This window comes from Pseudomonas sp. Marseille-Q1929 (genome assembly GCF_017316265.1).
Taxonomy (GTDB): domain Bacteria; phylum Pseudomonadota; class Gammaproteobacteria; order Pseudomonadales; family Pseudomonadaceae; genus Aquipseudomonas.
In genome coordinates, this window is the sequence record NZ_JAFLWU010000014.1 from 144,839 (window position 1) to 162,119 (window position 17,281).

The 17,281-nt window shown below is 62.9% G+C and carries 16 protein-coding genes; 12 read left to right on the forward strand and 4 right to left on the reverse strand.

Annotated elements, in window-relative coordinates; all coding sequences use genetic code 11:
• Positions 1-122: 122 nt before the first annotated feature.
• From J1G37_RS16850 to J1G37_RS16900, 11 genes are all read left to right on the forward strand, one after another.
• Positions 123-488 carry a hypothetical protein gene (locus tag J1G37_RS16850; RefSeq protein WP_207043527.1) on the forward strand — a complete coding sequence of 122 codons (366 nt, stop codon included), beginning with the start codon at positions 123-125 and terminating at the stop codon, positions 486-488.
• A gap of 369 nt (positions 489-857) precedes the next feature.
• Positions 858-2,054, forward strand: a complete 1,197-nt coding sequence (locus tag J1G37_RS16855; protein WP_207043536.1) for an SfnB family sulfur acquisition oxidoreductase — start codon at positions 858-860, stop codon at positions 2,052-2,054.
• Positions 2,055-2,065: 11 nt separating this feature from the next.
• The gene (locus J1G37_RS16860) at positions 2,066-2,392 is read left to right on the forward strand and encodes an acyl-CoA dehydrogenase (protein WP_207043538.1); all 327 of its coding nucleotides are present in this window, start codon (positions 2,066-2,068) and stop codon (positions 2,390-2,392) included.
• Positions 2,392-3,771 (forward strand): LLM class flavin-dependent oxidoreductase, encoded by a 1,380-nt coding sequence (locus J1G37_RS16865; protein ID WP_207043539.1) that lies wholly within the window; start codon positions 2,392-2,394, stop codon positions 3,769-3,771. The genes J1G37_RS16860 and J1G37_RS16865 overlap by 1 nt, the downstream gene beginning before the upstream one ends.
• 183 nt (positions 3,772-3,954) lie before the next feature.
• Positions 3,955-4,854: an AMP-binding protein gene (locus tag J1G37_RS16870; protein WP_207043541.1), complete on the forward strand. Its 900-nt coding sequence runs from the start codon at positions 3,955-3,957 to the stop codon at positions 4,852-4,854.
• The gene (locus J1G37_RS16875) at positions 4,851-5,621 is read left to right on the forward strand and encodes an ABC transporter ATP-binding protein (protein WP_207043543.1); all 771 of its coding nucleotides are present in this window, start codon (positions 4,851-4,853) and stop codon (positions 5,619-5,621) included. The genes J1G37_RS16870 and J1G37_RS16875 overlap by 4 nt, the downstream gene beginning before the upstream one ends.
• A complete protein-coding gene (locus J1G37_RS16880; protein ID WP_207043545.1) occupies positions 5,621-6,502 on the forward strand; it encodes a branched-chain amino acid ABC transporter permease in 882 nt (293 codons plus the stop codon). The genes J1G37_RS16875 and J1G37_RS16880 overlap by 1 nt, the downstream gene beginning before the upstream one ends.
• A 4-nt stretch (positions 6,503-6,506) precedes the next feature.
• Positions 6,507-7,556, forward strand: coding sequence for a branched-chain amino acid ABC transporter permease (locus J1G37_RS16885; protein WP_048728676.1), 1,050 nt, complete (start codon positions 6,507-6,509; stop codon positions 7,554-7,556).
• A 19-nt stretch (positions 7,557-7,575) separates the two neighbouring features.
• Entirely contained in the window at positions 7,576-8,916 is a 1,341-nt protein-coding gene (locus tag J1G37_RS16890; RefSeq protein ID WP_207043547.1) for an ABC transporter substrate-binding protein, read from the forward strand.
• Positions 8,917-8,919: 3 nt separating this feature from the next.
• Positions 8,920-9,687: an ABC transporter ATP-binding protein gene (locus tag J1G37_RS16895; protein WP_207043549.1), complete on the forward strand. Its 768-nt coding sequence runs from the start codon at positions 8,920-8,922 to the stop codon at positions 9,685-9,687.
• 12 nt (positions 9,688-9,699) lie between these two features.
• Positions 9,700-11,094 (forward strand): FAD/NAD(P)-binding protein, encoded by a 1,395-nt coding sequence (locus tag J1G37_RS16900; protein WP_207043551.1) that lies wholly within the window; start codon positions 9,700-9,702, stop codon positions 11,092-11,094.
• 103 nt (positions 11,095-11,197) lie between these two features.
• On the opposite strand, the gene J1G37_RS16905 is transcribed toward J1G37_RS16900, so the two are convergent.
• Genes J1G37_RS16905 through J1G37_RS16920 form a run of 4 tightly spaced genes read right to left on the reverse strand, consistent with a single transcriptional unit; the run spans position 11,198 to position 15,785 of the window.
• Positions 11,198-12,436: an HlyD family efflux transporter periplasmic adaptor subunit gene (locus J1G37_RS16905; RefSeq protein WP_207043553.1), complete on the reverse strand. Its 1,239-nt coding sequence runs from the start codon at positions 12,434-12,436 to the stop codon at positions 11,198-11,200.
• The gene (locus tag J1G37_RS16910) at positions 12,426-13,889 is read right to left on the reverse strand and encodes a TolC family protein (RefSeq protein ID WP_207043555.1); all 1,464 of its coding nucleotides are present in this window, start codon (positions 13,887-13,889) and stop codon (positions 12,426-12,428) included. The genes J1G37_RS16905 and J1G37_RS16910 overlap by 11 nt, the downstream gene beginning before the upstream one ends.
• Positions 13,882-15,081, reverse strand: a complete 1,200-nt coding sequence (locus J1G37_RS16915; protein WP_207043557.1) for an ABC transporter permease — start codon at positions 15,079-15,081, stop codon at positions 13,882-13,884. Before J1G37_RS16915 ends, J1G37_RS16910 begins: the two co-directional genes overlap by 8 nt.
• Complete coding sequence (locus J1G37_RS16920) at positions 15,078-15,785, reverse strand: ABC transporter ATP-binding protein (protein WP_207043559.1); 708 nt, start codon at positions 15,783-15,785, stop codon at positions 15,078-15,080. Before J1G37_RS16920 ends, J1G37_RS16915 begins: the two co-directional genes overlap by 4 nt.
• 358 nt (positions 15,786-16,143) lie before the next feature.
• Here J1G37_RS16920 and J1G37_RS16925 point away from each other — a divergent pair, with 358 nt between their 5' ends.
• Positions 16,144-16,902, forward strand: a complete 759-nt coding sequence (locus J1G37_RS16925; RefSeq protein WP_207043561.1) for a TetR/AcrR family transcriptional regulator — start codon at positions 16,144-16,146, stop codon at positions 16,900-16,902.
• Positions 16,903-17,281: the final 379 nt, after the last annotated feature.

The window sequence follows — 17,281 nt, forward strand, 5'->3', positions numbered from 1 at the left end:
ATGTCAACTGTCAAGTCTGGCAGGTTTCACGATGGGCATTAAGTAGTACATTGCTTTTCGACACCCTGAAGGTGTTGATATTGAGGGATGTCGAGTTAACTAATTTAATGGAGGTGCACAGAATGAGCGTATTTATTTTTGCCCCAGGCGTAAATCAACCTGGCGCGGTGTTGCCTGATGCTTCGATTATTCCCGTGAATAATGATGGCACGATCAATGAGTCCGATATTGTGGCCAAGGCTGCTTATATACACATATCCCCTTATGTCGGTATCGAACTGGGGGATAGAGTTACGTGTCTTCAAGAAATTTTAGGTGGTACGTGGATTGATTTTCTGGACGTAATAGACCCACAAGACACCCTCAAAGTACTCGTTAGGCCAGTAAATAGGAATGGAGGCTCATATACAAAGATTTCTTATTCTGTGCAGCGCGTTGATGGAGGTGATGTAGGTCATTCTGGGCAAAGGCACTATGATGTAGTTTAGAGGCGCCTGTTGATATCCTCGTTAAAGGGGTGGTTTAGTTGGCGTGTCTTTTTATATAGCGAGGGCGTCATTGGCGTTGTTCGTGAAGTTGTTTCTTTGTTTGGTTTTCATAAGTTGTGCCGTGATGCATGCAGTTTTGACTTGATGTTCATATTTCTCGTTATCAGCCTGCCCACAACGGTGGGCGTTTTTTTTGTTGAGTGGTTTTATACATACTGTTCGCTGGGCAACAGCAAATATGCAGTGTGTTGGTTTAGGTTGCGCGTTTTTGTCGTTATTTTTTAGTATTTGCTTGATTCGAAAGGATATTTTTTTTCGGCACGACTCCTGCAATCACTCTGTTATCCCATCGGAGCCTGGAGTCGGCCCATGTCTGCCCACCCTTTACACCCTGCCCATATCATCCGCTCGGACGCGGAAGCCATCGAGGTTGCCACGCGCCTGGCCGCACGTTTTGCCGTCGAAGCCAGTGAGCGCGACCGCGAGCGGCGCCTGCCTATTGCCGAGCTCGACGAATTTTCCGCGAGCGGCCTGTGGGGCATCACCATTCCCAAGGCTTACGGCGGCGCCGAGGTGTCCTATGTGACCGTGGCCGAGGTGATCAAGTTGATTTCCGCCGCCGACCCGTCCCTGGGGCAGATTCCGCAGAACCACCTGGGCGTCGTAGACATCCTGTTGCAAACCGCGACCGAAGAGCAAAAACGTCACTACTTCGGCAAGGTCCTGGCCGGCTACCGCTTCGGCAATGCCTTCTCCGAAGCCAAGAGCAAAAACGCCGGTACCTTCGACACGCAGATCCGCTTCCACGGCGACACTGCACAAATCAACGGCGAGAAGTTCTACTGCACCGGCGCGTTGTTCGCCCATATCGTGCCCACCGTCGGCAACAACGAAAAGGACCAGGCGTTCATCGCCTTTATCGAGCGCGATGCCCAAGGCCTGAGCGTGATCGACAGCTGGGACGGTTTCGGCCAGCGCACCACCGCCAGCGGCGGCGTGACCCTCGATGGCGTCAGCGTGCCGCGCAGTGCCGTGATCCCGGCCCATTTGGCGTTCGATCAACCCACCGCCAACGGCCCGATTTCGCAGATTATCCAGGCGGCCGTCGATACCGGCATCGCCCTCGGCGCCCTGGAACAAGCGAAGATCTACGCCCGCCAAGCGCGCCCGTGGATCGACAGCCAGCAGGAGCACGGCTGGCAAGACCCGTTCACCATCGCCGCCATCGGTGACCTGCAATGGCGCGTGCACGGCACCGAAGCCATCCTCGCCAAAGCGGGTGCAGCCGTGGACCGCGCCCTCGCCGAACCGAGCGAAGACACGGTGGCCCACGCCTCACTGGTCGTCGCCCAGGCCAAAGTGCTGTCCGCCGAAACCGCCTTGCTCGCCAGCAGCAAACTGTTCGAACTGGCCGGCACCCGCTCGGTGACCGGCAAGCACAACCTCGACCGCTTCTGGCGCAATGCGCGTACCCACACCCTGCACGACCCGGCCCGCTGGAAGTACCACCTGATCGGCAACTTCGTGCTCAACGGCGTGAAGCCCGCGCGCCACGCCTGGAACTGAGGAGCCTACCCATGACCGCATTGAACCTTGCACGCCAACTGCTGGACAGTACCCGCCGCCATGTCGAAACCAGCACCGACCCCTACGTGATCAGCCGCTTCGGCGACTTGCAGATCCGCGTCGATGTGGCCGCTGCCTTGCTGGAACGCGCCGCAACCCATCCCAGCCCGGTGGCCGCCACCGAAGCGCAGATCGCCGCCGCCGAAGCCTTGATCGCCGCGAGCAACGCCGAGTTTGAACTGACCGGCCAACGCACCGCGCTGCCCTCGACCCTGGATGACCCGCTGCGCGCCAAGTACCAGATCGTCGGCAACTACCACCTCAACGGAGTGCTGTGATGGCCCGTGAAATTCGCTTGAATGCCTTCGACATGAACTGCGTCGGCCACCAATCCCCCGGCCTGTGGGCACACCCGCGTGACCGTTCGTGGCAATACAAGGACCTCGAATACTGGACCGACCTGGCCAGGATCCTCGAACGCGGCAAGTTCGACGGCCTGTTTATCGCCGACGTGCTGGGCATCTACGACGTGTACAACGGCAATGGCGACGCGGCGATTCGCCAGGCCACCCAAGTGCCGGTCAACGACCCGCTGTCGCTGATCGCGCCGATGGCCTTGGTCACCGAACACCTCGGGTTTGGCCTGACGGCCTCGCTGTCGTTTGAACACCCTTATCCGTTTGCCCGCCGCCTATCGACCCTGGATCACCTGACCAAGGGCCGTATCGGCTGGAATATCGTCACCTCCTATCTGGAGAGCGGCGCGAAAAACCTCGGCCAGAAAGCCCAGACCGAACACGACGCGCGCTACGACTATGCCGAGGAATACCTGGAGGTTTGCTACAAACTCTGGGAAGGCAGTTGGGAAGAGGGCGCCGTGCTGCGTGATCGTGAGCGGCGGATTTTCAGCGACCCGAGCAAAATCCACGAGATCCGCCACGTCGGCAAACACTTCCAGGTGCCCGGCATTCATCTGTGCGAGCCGTCACCTCAGCGCACGCCAGTGCTGTACCAGGCGGGGGCATCCAGCCGTGGCAAGCAGTTCGCCGCCGAGCAGGCCGAGTGCGTGTTTGTCGCCGCGCCGTCCAAGGTGCTGCTGAAAAAGACCGTTGCCGATATCCGCCGGCGTGCGGCCGAGGCCGGCCGCGATCCGAAGAAGATCCTGATCTTCAACTTGCAGACGGTGATCGTCGGCGAGACCGATGCGAAGGCCAAGGCCAAGTTCGACGAATACAAATCCTACGTCAGCTACGAAGGTGCGATGGCGCTGATCTCCGGCTGGACCGGTATTGATTTCAGCCAGTTCAAGCCGGATGAACCGCTCAAGCATGTGCACACCAACGCGATTCAGTCGGCGGTGGAAGCGTTCTCCACGGCGGATCCGAACAAGGTGTGGACGCCCAATGAACTGGCCGACTGGGTTGGCATTGGTGGCTTTGGCCCGTTGTTTGTCGGCGGCCCTGAGACCGTGGCGGACTTGTTGCAGGAGTGGGTCGAAGAGACCGATGTGGACGGCTTCAACCTGGCGTACGCATTGACCCACGAGACCTTTATCGACGCGGTGGAGTTGCTGGTGCCGGAGTTGCAGAAGCGCGGTGTGTACAAGACCGAGTATGCCCAGGGTACGTTGCGCGAAAAGCTGTTTGGCGACGGTGCACGCTTAGGCGCCAACCACCCCGGCGCCAGCTACCGCGACCTCAAGGCCACCACCCTCTAACAGACACACCTCGATCCCTGTGGGAGCTGGCTTGCCTGCGATAGCGGTGGGTCAGCTACAAATGCATCGACTGACAGTCTGCAATCGCAGGCAAGCCAGCTCCCACATTTGATCTTCATTGCTTGATCTATATCGGCCAGCGGACCACCGCACGCTTAACCACCCAATAGGAGCATTACCCCTATGAGCGTGCACGAACTAAAACGCCCGCTGGCCCCGGAATGGCCTGCCGAACGGCTCGACAACCTGCCCAAGGCCCTCGAGCAACTGCACCACTGGGCGCAGATCACACCACTGCACACCGCCCTGCGCCACAAGCGCCAGGGCCAGTGGTATGCGTGGCGCTGGATCGACGCCTTGCGTGACGTCGAACGCCTGGCCGATGGCTTGCGTCAGCAGGGCTTCAACGAGCAGTCGCGCTTGGCCTTGAGCGGTGCGTTTGAACCGAATCTGTTGCTGCTGGCCCTGGCCGCCCAAACCGTCGGCGGGCAGGTGCTGACCCTGGCCGATGACCTGGAGCCGGAAGCGGTGCAGCAGCAACTGTGGCGTATCCGCCCCAGCCATTCTTATGTGCAAGGTCGGCAGAAAAGGCACTGGGCGTCCGCCAACGTGGTGGACTTTGTGCAACTGCTCGGCTCGACGGATCCGGCGCAACACCTCGCCCGCTGGTGGCAACCCGCCGGCGAAACCGCCTTGTGGAGCGAAGAGGGCACCCACTGGCAGGGTGGCCTGGCGGTGCTGCTGGAGCAGTGGCTCAACACCGGTCACGGCCTGGCCTTCCCGGAAAGCCTGGCCTCGGCGCAGCGCGATCGCCGTGAGGTCGCGCCCACTGGCTTGCTGTTGTCTGCCGAACGCCTGCAACACCTGGCGGATGAAATCGAAAGCCGTCTCGCCCCCCACGGCACCTGGCGCCGACGCCTGTGCGACTGGGCCATCGCCCACCCGCAAAGCGGCCTGCGACGCCTGCTGAAAAACCGCGTGCGCAAACTGCTCGGCTTCCAACGCCTGGCGTATATCTGGCAACCCCTCAAGGCCACCTCATCACCGGTGTGGCTGGCCGAATTCAAACGGGACATCGCATGAGCCAAGCCATTCTCCAGGTGCGGGATATCTCGCTGTCGTTCAAGGGGGTCAAGGCCATCAATGCCTTGTCCTTCGACGTGGCGCGCGGCGAGATCTGCGCGCTGATCGGGCCCAACGGTGCAGGCAAGAGTTCGTTGCTCAATGTGCTCAACGGCGTGTACCGCTTTGATGCCGGCGAGATCGTCTTCGAAGACCAGCACTTTCACCGTATCGACCCGCTGGGCGCAGCGCGCCGGGGCATCGGCCGCACGTTCCAGAATAACGCGCTGTTCAAGAAGATGAGCGTGCTCGACAACATCCTCACTGGCCTGTCGCGGCATCAGCGCAGCAGTTTTATCGAACACGCCCTCGGCTTGCCCCGTGCGCGCCGCGAAGCCGAAGCGTTCCGCGTGCGTGCCCAGGGCATTCTCGAATTCCTGGAGCTGCAAGCGCACCGCGATGTGCTGGTGGGCAACCTGTCCTACGGCCTGCAAAAACGCGTGGAGTTGGGCCGCGCCTTGATCGCCGGGCCCAGCCTGTTGCTGCTGGATGAGCCCATGGCCGGGATGAATGCCGAGGAAAAACAGGAAATGGCGCGCTTCGTCGCCGACGTCAACCGTGACCTGGGCACCACCGTGGTGTTGATCGAACACGACATCGGCGTGGTGATGGGCCTGTCCCACCATGTGGTGGTGCTCGACTACGGGCGTAAGGTCGGCGACGGCACGCCTGCTGAGGTGCAAGCCAATCCCGAAGTGATCGCGGCCTATCTGGGAGCGGCGCACTGATGACCTTCTTCTTCGAAACCCTTCTCGGCGGCCTGCTCGCCGGCACCATGTATTCGCTAGTCGCCATCGGCTTTGTGCTGATCTACAAGGCCAGTGGCGTGTTCAATTTTGCCCAGGGCGCGATGCTGCTGTTTGCCGCGCTGACCTTTGTCAGCCTGCATGACCAAGGCGTGCCGTTTGCCCTGGCGTTGTTGCTGACGGTGATCGTGATGATCGTCGGCGCGCTGCTGATCGAACGCCTGGTGCTGCGGCCCTTGGTGAACCGTTCGCGGATCACCTTGTTCATGGCCACGCTGGGCCTGTCGTTCATTATCGAAGGCCTCGCCCAAGGCTTGATGGGCTCGCAGGTGCGTGCGCTGGATTTGGGCATCGACGACGTGCCGCTGTTTGTCGGCCCGCTGATGCTCAGCCAGTTCGACCTGATCGCCGCCGCCGCCGCAGTGGTGCTGGTAACGGTGCTGGCGCTGCTGTTCAACAAGACTCGCATCGGTGTGTCGCTGCGGGCGGTGGCGGATGACACCACGGCGGCGCTGTCCATCGGCATCAACCTCAACCGCATCTGGCAGATCGTCTGGGCGGTGGCCGGGATTGTGGGGCTGGTCGCCGGGCTGCTGTGGGGCGCGCGCCAGGGTGTGCAGTTCTCGCTGTCGCTGGTGGTGCTCAAGGCCTTGCCGGTGTTGATTATCGGCGGCTTTACCTCGATTGGCGGGGCGATTGTCGGCGGGCTGATTGTCGGCGCGGCCGAGAACCTCGCCGAGGTGTATATCGGCCCGCTGATCGGCGGCGGCATCACGCCGTGGTTCGCCTACGTATTGGCCTTGGCCTTCCTGTATATCCGTCCCGCCGGCCTGTTCGGCGAGCGCGCCATCGAGCGAGTCTGAAACCATGTCGATTCCTGTTGCGCAAGAAACCGCGCCCTTGTTGCTGATTCAGCGGCGTATCCCGTGGGGCCTGCTGGGCCTGTTGGCGCTGGCATTTGTCGTAGTGCCGCTGTGGGGCAATGACTATTGGCTGAACGCGATTTTGATCCCGTTCCTGGTGCTGTCCCTGGCCGGGCTGGGTTTGAACCTGTTGACCGGCTACACCGGGCAAACCTCGGTGGGCGCCGCCGGGTTCATGGCCGTCGGCGCGTTTGCCACCTACGGGTTTTTGCTGCGTTTGCCGGAGCTGGGTTTGCCGGTGGCACTGCTCGGTGGCGGGATTATCAGCGCGCTGGTCGGGCTGCTGTTCGGCTTGCCCAGTTCGCGGATCAAAGGCTTTTACCTGATGGTCACCACGCTGGCCGCGCAGTTTTTCCTGGAGTGGCTGTTCGTCAAATTCCCCTGGTTCTACAACTACGGCTCGTCCGGGACCATCTCCGCGCCGAAGCTGGCGCTGTTCGGCCATGACCTCAACACCCCGCTGGGCCGCTACCTGCTGACGCTGGTCACGGTGCTGCTGCTGACCTGGACCGCGATCAACCTGGTGCGCAGCCAGGTGGGGCGCAACTGGATGGCGATCCGCGACATGGACACCGCCGCCGCCGTGGTCGGCATTCCGGTGGTGCGCTACAAGCGCCTGGCGTTTGCGGTCAGCTCGTTCTACCTGGGGATAGCCGGCGCGTTGTGGGCCTTTGCCTACCTGGGCACGGCCAGCGCCAGCAGCTTTGATATCAATCGCTCATTCCAGATCCTGTTCATCATCATTATCGGTGGCATGGGCAGCATCGCCGGCAACTTCGTCGGTGCGGCGTTTATCAGTTTGCTGCCGATTTTCCTCAGCCATGCCGGGCAGGCGCTGTTTGGCGGCTCGGTGGATGCGGGGCAGTTGCAGAACCTGCAGAAAATCATCTTTGGCGTGTTGATCATCGTGTTCCTGATCAAGGAACCCGAAGGCTTGATCCGCCTGTTGCACAACCTGCGTGACCGTGTGCGGCAGTGGCCGCTGCGTTTCTAACTTCCCAAGAGAATCTTCCATGCGTGCATCCTTGAAACGTTCCCTGGTCGGCGCTGCGTTTGCGCTGGCCACCCTGGCCGGCGCCGTGCCCCAGGCAATCGCCTCGCCGGACCAGCAATTCATTCCCCTGGCCACCTATCGCGTCGGCGCCTATGCCTCCAGCGGCGTGCAGGTGTGGGCTGGGATGATCGACTACCTGCGTTATATCAACGAGGTGGAAGGCGGCATCAACGGCGTCAAATTGGTCTGGCAGGAATGCGAGACCGAATGGACGGCGGAGAAGGGCATCGAGTGCTACGAGCGCTTCAAGAACGGCCTGGACGGCGCGCCGGTCGCGGTGTACCAGCCCAACGGCGCACCGGCGGCGTATGCCCTGAGCGAGCGCGCGGAAGTGGACAAGATCCCGTTGATCACCCTCGGTTACGGGCGCACCGAAGCCACCGACGGCACGGTGTTCCCGTACAACTTCCCGGTGATGCTGACCTTCTACAGCGAGGCTTCGACCCTGGTGAACTACATCGCCCAGCGAGAGGGCGGTTTCGACAAGCTCAAGGGCAAGAAGATCGCCACGGTCTACCACGACTCGGCCTACGGTCGCGAAACCCTCGGCCCGCTGAAGTTGCTGGCGGAAAAATACGGCTTTGAAAATATCCAGATCCCGGTGGCCGATCCGGGCAACGAGCAATCTGCACAGTGGCGCCAGGTGCGCCAGGCCAACCCGGACTGGGTGTTCCTGCGCACCTGGGGCGTATCGACGCCTGTTGCGGTGAAGACCGCCGCGCGCTTTGGCTTCCCGGTGGACCACATCATCGGCGACATCTGGGCCAGCTCCAGCGAAGACGTATTGCCCGCCGGTGCTGCCGCCAAAGGCTACCTGGCGCTGACGCCATACCCGGCCGGCGCCGACTTCGAGATCCACAAACGCCTCAAGCAATACATCCTCGACAAGGGCCACAGCGACCTCAAGGACCTGAAAAACTTCGGCAGCGTCTACTACAACTCCGGCCTGGTAAACGCCGCCGTGGCGGTGGAAGCGATCCGCACCGGCCAGGCCAAGTTCGGCAAGCGCCCGCTCAACGGTGAAGAAGGCCGCTGGGGCCTGGAGCACCTGAACATCGACGACGCGCGCCTCAAGGACATGGGCTACCTGGGCCTGATGCAAAACCTCAAGCTGTCGTGCCGTGACCACGAAGGCGGCGGCTCGGCGCGCGTACAGCAATGGGATGGCGCCAACTGGACCTTGGTCAGCGAGTGGATCGCCGCCGACCGTGCGCTGTTGCGCCCGTTGATCGACGAAAAGTCCGCGGCCTTCGCCAAGGAAAAAGGCCTGACGCCGCGCACCTGCACCGGGGACGAATAGACCATGAGCCAGCCCGCCGCTGAATCCGCCAGCCCGTCGCTGCTGACGGTCAACGACATCGAAGTGATCTACGACGGCGCGATCCTGGCGGTGGCCGGGGTTTCGCTACAGGTGCCCAAGGGCGCCATCGTCGCCTTGCTCGGCGCCAATGGCGCCGGCAAGAGCACCACGCTCAAGGCGATCTCCGGGCTGGTGCGCGCTGAGCGCGCCGAGGTCAGCCGTGGCCGCATCGAGTATGCCGGGCGCGACCTGGCCGGGGTAGACCCCAGCCAGCGCGTGCGCCAAGGCATGGTCCACGTGCTGGAAGGCCGCCATGTGTTTGGCCAGCTGACGGTGGAAGACAACCTGCGCAGCGGCGGCTTTGTACGGCGCCTGAGCCGCAAGGCCATGGAACACGACCTGGAACGCATCTACAGCTGGTTCCCCCGGCTCAAGACCAAGCGCCACACCCGCGCCGGGCTGACGTCGGGCGGCGAGCAGCAGATGGTCGCCATCGGACGGGCGCTGATGACCCGTCCTACTTTGGTACTGCTCGATGAACCGTCGATGGGTTTGGCGCCTATGATCGTGCAGGAGATCTTTGCGATCATCGCCCAGCTCAATCGCGAACAGCAGGTGAGCTTCCTGATCGCCGAGCAGAACATCAATGTCGCGCTGACCTATGCGTCCCACGGCTACGTGCTGGATACTGGCCGCGTGGCCTTGAGTGGCAGCGCCGCCGAGCTGTTGGCGCGGGGCGATTTGCATGACATTTATCTGGGTAAACAGTAAAGGCGAACACGCATGACTGAATCCATCCGCAACGCTGATGTGCTGATCATCGGTGGCGGGCTAAGCGGCACGATGCTCGCGGTGCAGCTGCTGCGGTTGCCGGGCACGCGGCAGATCCTGGTGATCGAGCCGCGCGCCGAGCTGGGCCGTGGCGAGGCCTATAGCGCCGTTGAGCTGGGTCACACGTTGAACGGCAACGCCGCACGCATGAGCGTCGACCCGGACAATGCCGACGACCTGACCCAATGGCTCACCGCCTATATCGGCGCCGGTGGTTGGCCGGAGTCGGACCAGCAGCACGTGCCGATCAGCGAACTGTTCCCGCCCCGCGGGATTTTCGGCCTGTATGCGCAGCAGCGACTGGCCGAGGCCAAGGCGTTGTCGGCGTCCACTGTCGAGCATGTGCGCGGCGAAGTAGTGGACCTGCAAGTGGAGGACGGTTCAGCGTTGCTGACCCTCGATAACGGCCAGCAACTGCGCGGCGCCTTTGCGGTATTGGCCACCGGCATGTTCCCGGCGGCGCGTACACCGCAGACTGAATCCAGTGGCTTGAACGCAGCGGCGGTCGATCCCTGGGACGTGCAGACCATGACGCAGATTGACCCGCAGGCCACGGTGCTGATCATCGGCTCCGGGCTGACCATGGTCGATGCCGTGGTCTCGCTGGAACAGGCCGGTCATCGTGGGCCTATCGAGATTTTTTCACGCCATGGCCTGCTGCCCCATGTACGCCGGCAGCCGCCGGGCTGGGTGGATTTTCTCGCCGAGGACCACAGCCTGCGCAGTCCTCGGCAACTGCTGCGCGAAGTGCGCCGCCAATGCCGGATGGCGCAGGCGCAGGGCATCGATTGGCAGGCGCCGCTGGACACCGTGCGCGCGCATATCGGTCGGTTGTGGAGCCAGGCCAGCGAACGGGAGAAGCGTCAGTTTGTAAGGCATGTGCGGCCCTGGTGGGAGAGCCATCACCATCGCTCGCCGCCGTTGAGTGCGCAGTTGGTGGCGCGGTTGCATGAAGCCGGGCGGTTGCGCATTCGGGCGGCTTCGTTCAAGGGCTTGGAGCCGTCGGCCGAAGGCGTGAGCATTCGTTTGCGCCCTCGCGGCGAACAGGCGATCACGCTCGTGTCGGGGGCTGCGCTGATCAACTCCAGCGGCATCGAATACGACTGGCGCCGCGTGGCCCGGCCATTGCCGCAGCAACTGCTCAAGCGCGGGTTGATCCAGCCCGGGCCGTTGGCACTGGGGATTGCCGCTGATGCCAGTGGGGCGGTGGTGGATGCGCAGGGGCGGGTGAGCGAGCGGTTGTTTGCCATGGGGCCGCCGTTGCGGGGGCTTTGGTGGGAGAGTACGGCGGTAACGGATGTGGCACTGCAAGCCAAAGCGCTGGCCTTGAAGCTGACAGAGATCTAAATGTGGGAGCTGGCTTGCCTGCGATAGCGGTGGGTCAGCTGAGGATGCATTGACTGACAGACCGCTATCGCAGGCAAGCCAGCTCCCACAATTGAATAGCGTTTCAGCTGCCGACCTTCACGAAGCCGGGCTTGAGGCCGAACACCTCGACCCCCTGAGGTGTCGCTTGCCCGGTCGTGACCTTGACCCGTTCCACCGGTTTGTCCATCGCCTCGCGATACTCCACCTCACCAGCGCTGATCGCTTGCGCCGGCACCACCATTGCCTGCGCATTGTTGTAGGTCACGATAGTCAACCGCGCACTCATCCCCAGCCGCACCCGCTGCAACTGTTGCGGCGTGAGTTGGGGGATCGACAGCGTCACCGGAAACTGTGCACTGCCCTGGCCGTCGCTGGTCATCGCCAAGCCGCTGACCACACTCACCGAACCGTTGAGCCGTTCGCCGTCAAAGCCGTCCCCCAGCACTTCCACCGCCTGGCCTTGATGCAGTCGGTTGATGTCCAGCTCCGAGACCTTGGTGACGATTTTCAGCCGCTCGATATTGGCCAGGCCAAACAGCACTTGGCCCTGGCTGACCTTGCTGCCGGCCTGCACCGGGGCGTTGCTGTTTGCACCGGCTTGCGGGGTGTTGGCACCGGGGGCCGGTACGACGATGCCGGAGAACGGTGCCTTGACCTCGCGGCCTTCCAGCAGTTGGCGCAAGGCCTCGTACTTGACCGTGGCGTTGGTCAGTTCCATCTCGGCGATCTGCCGGTATTCGCCCTGGCCTTGGCCGATGGCCTGTTGCAGTTCGCTGCGCGCCGAGGCGAGGTCCAGTTGCTGCTGTTGGGTCTGTTGCTTGAGGTCGTCCAGTTCGTTGCGCGGGATGATGCCGCGCTGGAACAGGTGTTCGCTTTCGGTGAGCTTGCGCTGGGTGTTGCCGGCGCTCATCTCGGCGGTGCGCAGGCTGCGGCGGGCGCGGCTGACGATGGGGCCGTTGGCCCAGTCCTGCATCTCTTGCACGGTGCGTCGCGCCTTGAGCTGGGCGGACAGGGCGTCGCGCAGTTGCACTTCAAGGGTGGCCGGGTCCATGCGCAACAGCACCTGGCCGGCCTCGACCCGCTGGCCTTGCTCCACCAGGTTGGCCTGCACATTGCCGTCGAACGGCGCGGTGAGGGTGATCGTGGTGTCGGGCTCGATCTTGCCCACCAGACCGATCTGGTGCACCAGCGCGTCGGGTTGCACCGCCAGCCACTGTTCGCTGGAAGCTGGGCTTTGCGCCGGGCTGCGCAAGGCGAACCCGGCGACGGCCACCAGCAGGATCAACAGTGCGCCGATCAGGCGTTTGCGATTAGTAGTCATTGAGGGCGATTTCCCAGCTTTCCAGCGTCATGCCCAGGGTCAAGTCGAGTTGGGTCTGGGCGTTCAGATAAGCGATCAGCGCGTTGAGCTGGGCGTTTTCGGCGTTGCGCAAATCGCTCTCGAAACTCAGCACCTGGAAGTTGGTGGAGCGCCCGGCGCTGAGTTTTTCCCGTTCGATGTCGATCTTGCGCCGCGACAGTTCGACCGCGCGCTGGGAGATTTCATATTGGCGCCAGCGCGTGCCGAGGTCGCGCACCACATCGTTGACGTTGCGTTCCAGTTCCTGGCGCGCGTCGGTGATGCGGATCTCCTGGTCCTGCACATTCACCCGCGCGCGCACTTCGGCCTGGCGCGTGCTGATGTCGCCGATGGGGATCTGCACCTGCACGCCGGCGTAGCTGTTCCAGGTGCGGTTGTTGCCGCTGCCGTTGTCATTGTTGTAGGCGTCGCGCAGTTGGTTCGCGCCGGCCACCAGGTCCACTTGCCAGCGCCCGGAATCCTTGGCGATCACCAGGTTGAGGTCGGCCTGCTGGCTGCCGAGCAGGGCGGCGAGGTATTCCGGTTGCTGGTTCTGCGCCAGGTTGAAGGCTTGGCGTTTGTCGATCTGCATGGGCTTGGCCTCCAGGGCTTCGGTGGCGCGAATCGGCGTGGACAGGTCCAGGGCCAGCAGGCGCAGCAGGGCCAGGCGGCTGCTGTCGAGCTGGTTCTGAGCTTCTTCCACCCCCAGTTGTTGGGTGGCGATATCGGCTTCGGTCTGCACGATTTCAAACTCGGCCATGCGCCCGGCGGCGATCAGCGCCTTGTTCACCTCCAGCAAGGTGCCGGAGCGTTTCAGGGCGTCCTGCACGATGCTCAGTTGTTCCTGGGCGCGCAGCAGTTCGCGGTAGGTGGCGATGATCTGGCTGATGGTTTGCGCCACGGTGGCCTTGAGGTTGAGGCGGTTGGCCTGCTCCGCCAGGCGCGACAGGCGCAGCGGCGCGGTGGTGGCGTCCCAGCCGGCGCCGCGCATCAGCGGCTGGATGATCGCCAGGTCAAGGCCGTCACTGCGGTAGCGGCCGGCGCGGTCGGCGGTGTTCAGTTGTTGGGTCCAGCCCATGCTCAGGCGCGTGCCGTATTCGCCGAGCAGGCTGGTGGCCGGCGCGAGGTTGGCGTTGCGCGCGTTGTCGGCGCTGCCACGGGTGCTGCGGTAGTAGCTGTTGAGGGTGAGCTTGGGGTTGAAGGTGTCTTCGGCAACGCGCAGGTCGAACTTCTGCGCCACCCGTTGCAGGTACGCGCTGCGGATCGCCGGGTTATTGCGCAGGCCCAGGTATACCGCGTCGCCGAGGGTCACGCTGGTGATTTGGGCGTTGAGCGAGACACTGCGGCTGCTACTCGGCGCCGAAGGGTTGATCACCACGTCGGCGGCCGCGCACGGCAGGCTCAGCAGCGCCAGGAACAGCAGGCCTTTATTCATCGCGCAAGGCCTCCACCGGCTGCAACCGGGACGCCGAGACCGCCGGGTAGATACCGAAGAACAGCCCCACCAGCAGCGTGCTGCCGACCCCGAGGGGCAGGGCGGCGACGGCGAGGGTGAACGCCCAGCCCGACAGCCAGGCATACAGCCAGGCGGCGGTGATGCCGAGCACCGCGCCGCAGGCGGCACCGACGGCGGTGAGGGTCACGGCTTCGAGCAGGAACAGGTTGCGGATATCCCGCTGGCGCGCACCGAGGGCCATGCGGATGCCGATCTCACGGCGCCGCTCCGAGACGTTCATCAACATCACGTTCATCACGCCGACGCCGCCGCCCACCAGGGAAATCGCGCCGAGGGCCAGCAGCAGGTAGGCGAATGTGCGGCTTTGCCGGGTCATGCCATCGATCATTTGCTGGGGTACCTGGATGTCCACGCTGTGGTCGGTGAGTTGGCGTTGCAGGACGGCGCTGGCGGCGTTGGCCATGGCCTCCATGTCCTGGCCGGGAGCGGCGCGGATCACCACGTTGCCGATCTGCGGGTTGGCGTAGATGCGCTGCATGCCTGCGGCGGGGATAAACAACGATTCGTCGCCCTGCACCGGCATCAACAGCGCGCGGGGCTGGCTGTGCAGGATGCCGACGATGAGGAACAGGTAGTCGTTGATGCGCAGCCGTTCCCCCAGTTTCAGCGGGTCGCCGGGCGTGCTCAGGGTTTGGGCGAGTTGGCCGCCGATCACAGCGAAGGTTTCGTTGGCGTCGAAGTCCGACAGGAAGCGACCTTCGCGCAGGCTCAGGCGCATGGCGTCCTGGATGTCCGGCGTGCTGCCGACAAGGTTGGCGTTGGCGGTACGGCCATGGAACACCACGGGCCCGCTGAACAGGCTGAGCGCGCCGATATGGGCGATGCCCGGCACGGCCTGACGCACGGCGTCGAGGTCCAGGTGCGTGCGCATGGGACGGCTGCTGCCGACCTTGGCCGGAAACTGCGCGACCAGGGTGTCGGTGCCCATGTCCTTGAAGATCAGCGCGGCGTCCACCGCCGCGTTGTGGCCGATGTTGATCAGCGCCACCACCGAGGAGCTGCCGATGACGATGCCCAGCAGCGCCAGCACCGAGCGTTTGCCCAGGGTGCGCAGGCTGACGAACGCTTCATGCAGCAGTTGGCTCAGGCTCTGCTCGACCCGCAGGCTCATGGGCGCGGGGCCTCTTGCACCACGCCGTTGCGCACGAGGATCTTGCGGTCCAGGCGCGCGGCGATCTGCGCGTCGTGGGTGACGATGATCAGGGTCACATGCTGGTCGCGGTTGAGGGCCAGGAGCAGGTCCATGATGTCCTGGGCGGTGCGGCTGTCGAGGTTGCCGGTGGGTTCGTCGGCAAGGATCACCGAGGGGTTGCCCACCAGCGCACGGGCGATGGCCACGCGTTGGCGCTGGCCGCCGGAGAGGTCGGCGGGGCGGTGGTGAGCGCGTTCGGCCAGGCCGACTTGTTCGAGCATGCGCAGGGCTTGCTCCACCGATTCGTGGCGCGAGATGCCGCGATAACTGAGGGGCAGGGCCACGTTGTCCAGCGCACTGAGGCGCGGCAGCAGGTTAAAGCTCTGGAACACAAAGCCGATCTGCTGGTTGCGGATCGCCGCCAGTTCATCGGGGCTGGCGCTGAAGATATCGTGCCCGGCGAAGTGGTACTGGCCGCAGTTGGGCAAGTCCAGCAGGCCAAGGATATTGAGCAGGGTGCTTTTGCCGGAACCGGAGGCGCCGAGGATGCCGCAGCTGTCACCCCGGGCGATGGCCAGGCTGACGTCATTGAGAATGGACAGCTGTTGCCCGGCCAGCTGATAGCGCTTGCCGATGCCTTGCAGGGAGATCAAGCCTGGGTGCGCGGGGGTATCTGTCATCATGACTACGCCTTCAGTCTCGCCGCTGCCGCCATGCCCCCTGGTAAAGCCTTGTAACAAGTTCGGGAGCTGCCTGGTGCGCGTCACGGACTGGTTTTAGTTCTTGTTTTTAAAATATTGTTTGAATAGTAACTGCGTTCAACCTGCTCCGCCAGCCGTCGATGTAGAGCGTTTTTATCCTTTGAAACGATTCATCTGAAGGGCATTCCGGGCCAGGATAAACCCTCTGACTCGCCGTCATACGCCTATCCATAAGGGCTTGGCATGATATGGCGGTGTGTCACTACTTGCTTTCGGCCAGCCGCCCCGGTATAAAAAATCAAATTATTTTTTAAAACAATATTTCCGCCGTGGAACTCTTATGGTCGCGAAGAAACTCAGCGCTCCAAACGTTACCAAAACTCGATTGCTGGATGCGACTGAGGCCCTCTTCATCAAGTACGGATACGACGCGGTTTTGTTGCGGCAGATTACCGAGCGTGCCCAGGTCAACCTGGCGGCGGTGAACTACCACTTCGGGGACAAGGATTCCCTGATGAAAACCCTGCTGATGCAGCGCCTGGAACCGCTCAACGAGCAGCGCCTGGAACTGTTGGCGCGGTGTGAAGCTGAATCCGACGGCCCCCTCGATTGCGACACCTTGCTTGGCGTGCTGTTCGCCCCGGCCATGGGCCTGGAGCGCAGCGACCCGGCGAGCGCCAATGGGGAAGGGCGCTCCTTCATCCGCTTTCTTGGCCGCGTCTACAGCGACACCTCGCCGTTTATCCAGGAATACCTCAAGGTGCATTACCAGCCGGTGTTCCAGCGCTTCTTCGAAGCCTTCGCCCTGGCCCTGCCGGACTTGCCGCGCAACGAGCTGGGCGTGCGCCTGCAATTTGCCCTCAAGGCGATTTCCGGGGTGATGGCCGGCACCGAACTGCGCCTGCTGATGAACTCCATGAGCCTGGGCCGCCCGGCGACGGATGCCGAGGTGATGGCCAAGTTGATCACCCTGGTGTCGGCGGCGATTCGCGTGCCGCAGCAGAGCCCTGAGGCGGAAACCGCGTTGGCGCGGGTGCTGGATACCCAGCGCGCGATTCGTGAACAAGCGGCGGCGCCGGTCGCCAAGGCTTCGCGTTAGAGCAAATCCAAGGCAAAAAAAAGCCCGCTGGGGCGGCGGGCTTGATATGCAACATTTGTAACGGATGAGGCTTCACACTACGGCTGTAGATGTGAATAAAACGTGAAAAATATGTAAGAAAAAGTGTGAATGTTCAGGCGGGTCAGCTGCCTTTCGTCGGCACTGTCAATTCTCACAGCTAGACGCCCCCCCCCCCACGCGAGTATCTGATTTCCTTGCCAGCGCGCGCCGCAGTTCTGACGCGTTCCCATCTGCGAGGAGCGTATTGTTATGTCCCGTCGACCCCAAGAACCGAATAACCACGAACACCACCACGACCACTGCGAACCCAATCCCGACGGCGAATACTTGCCCAAGACAGTATCCGGCCCGCCCAAGC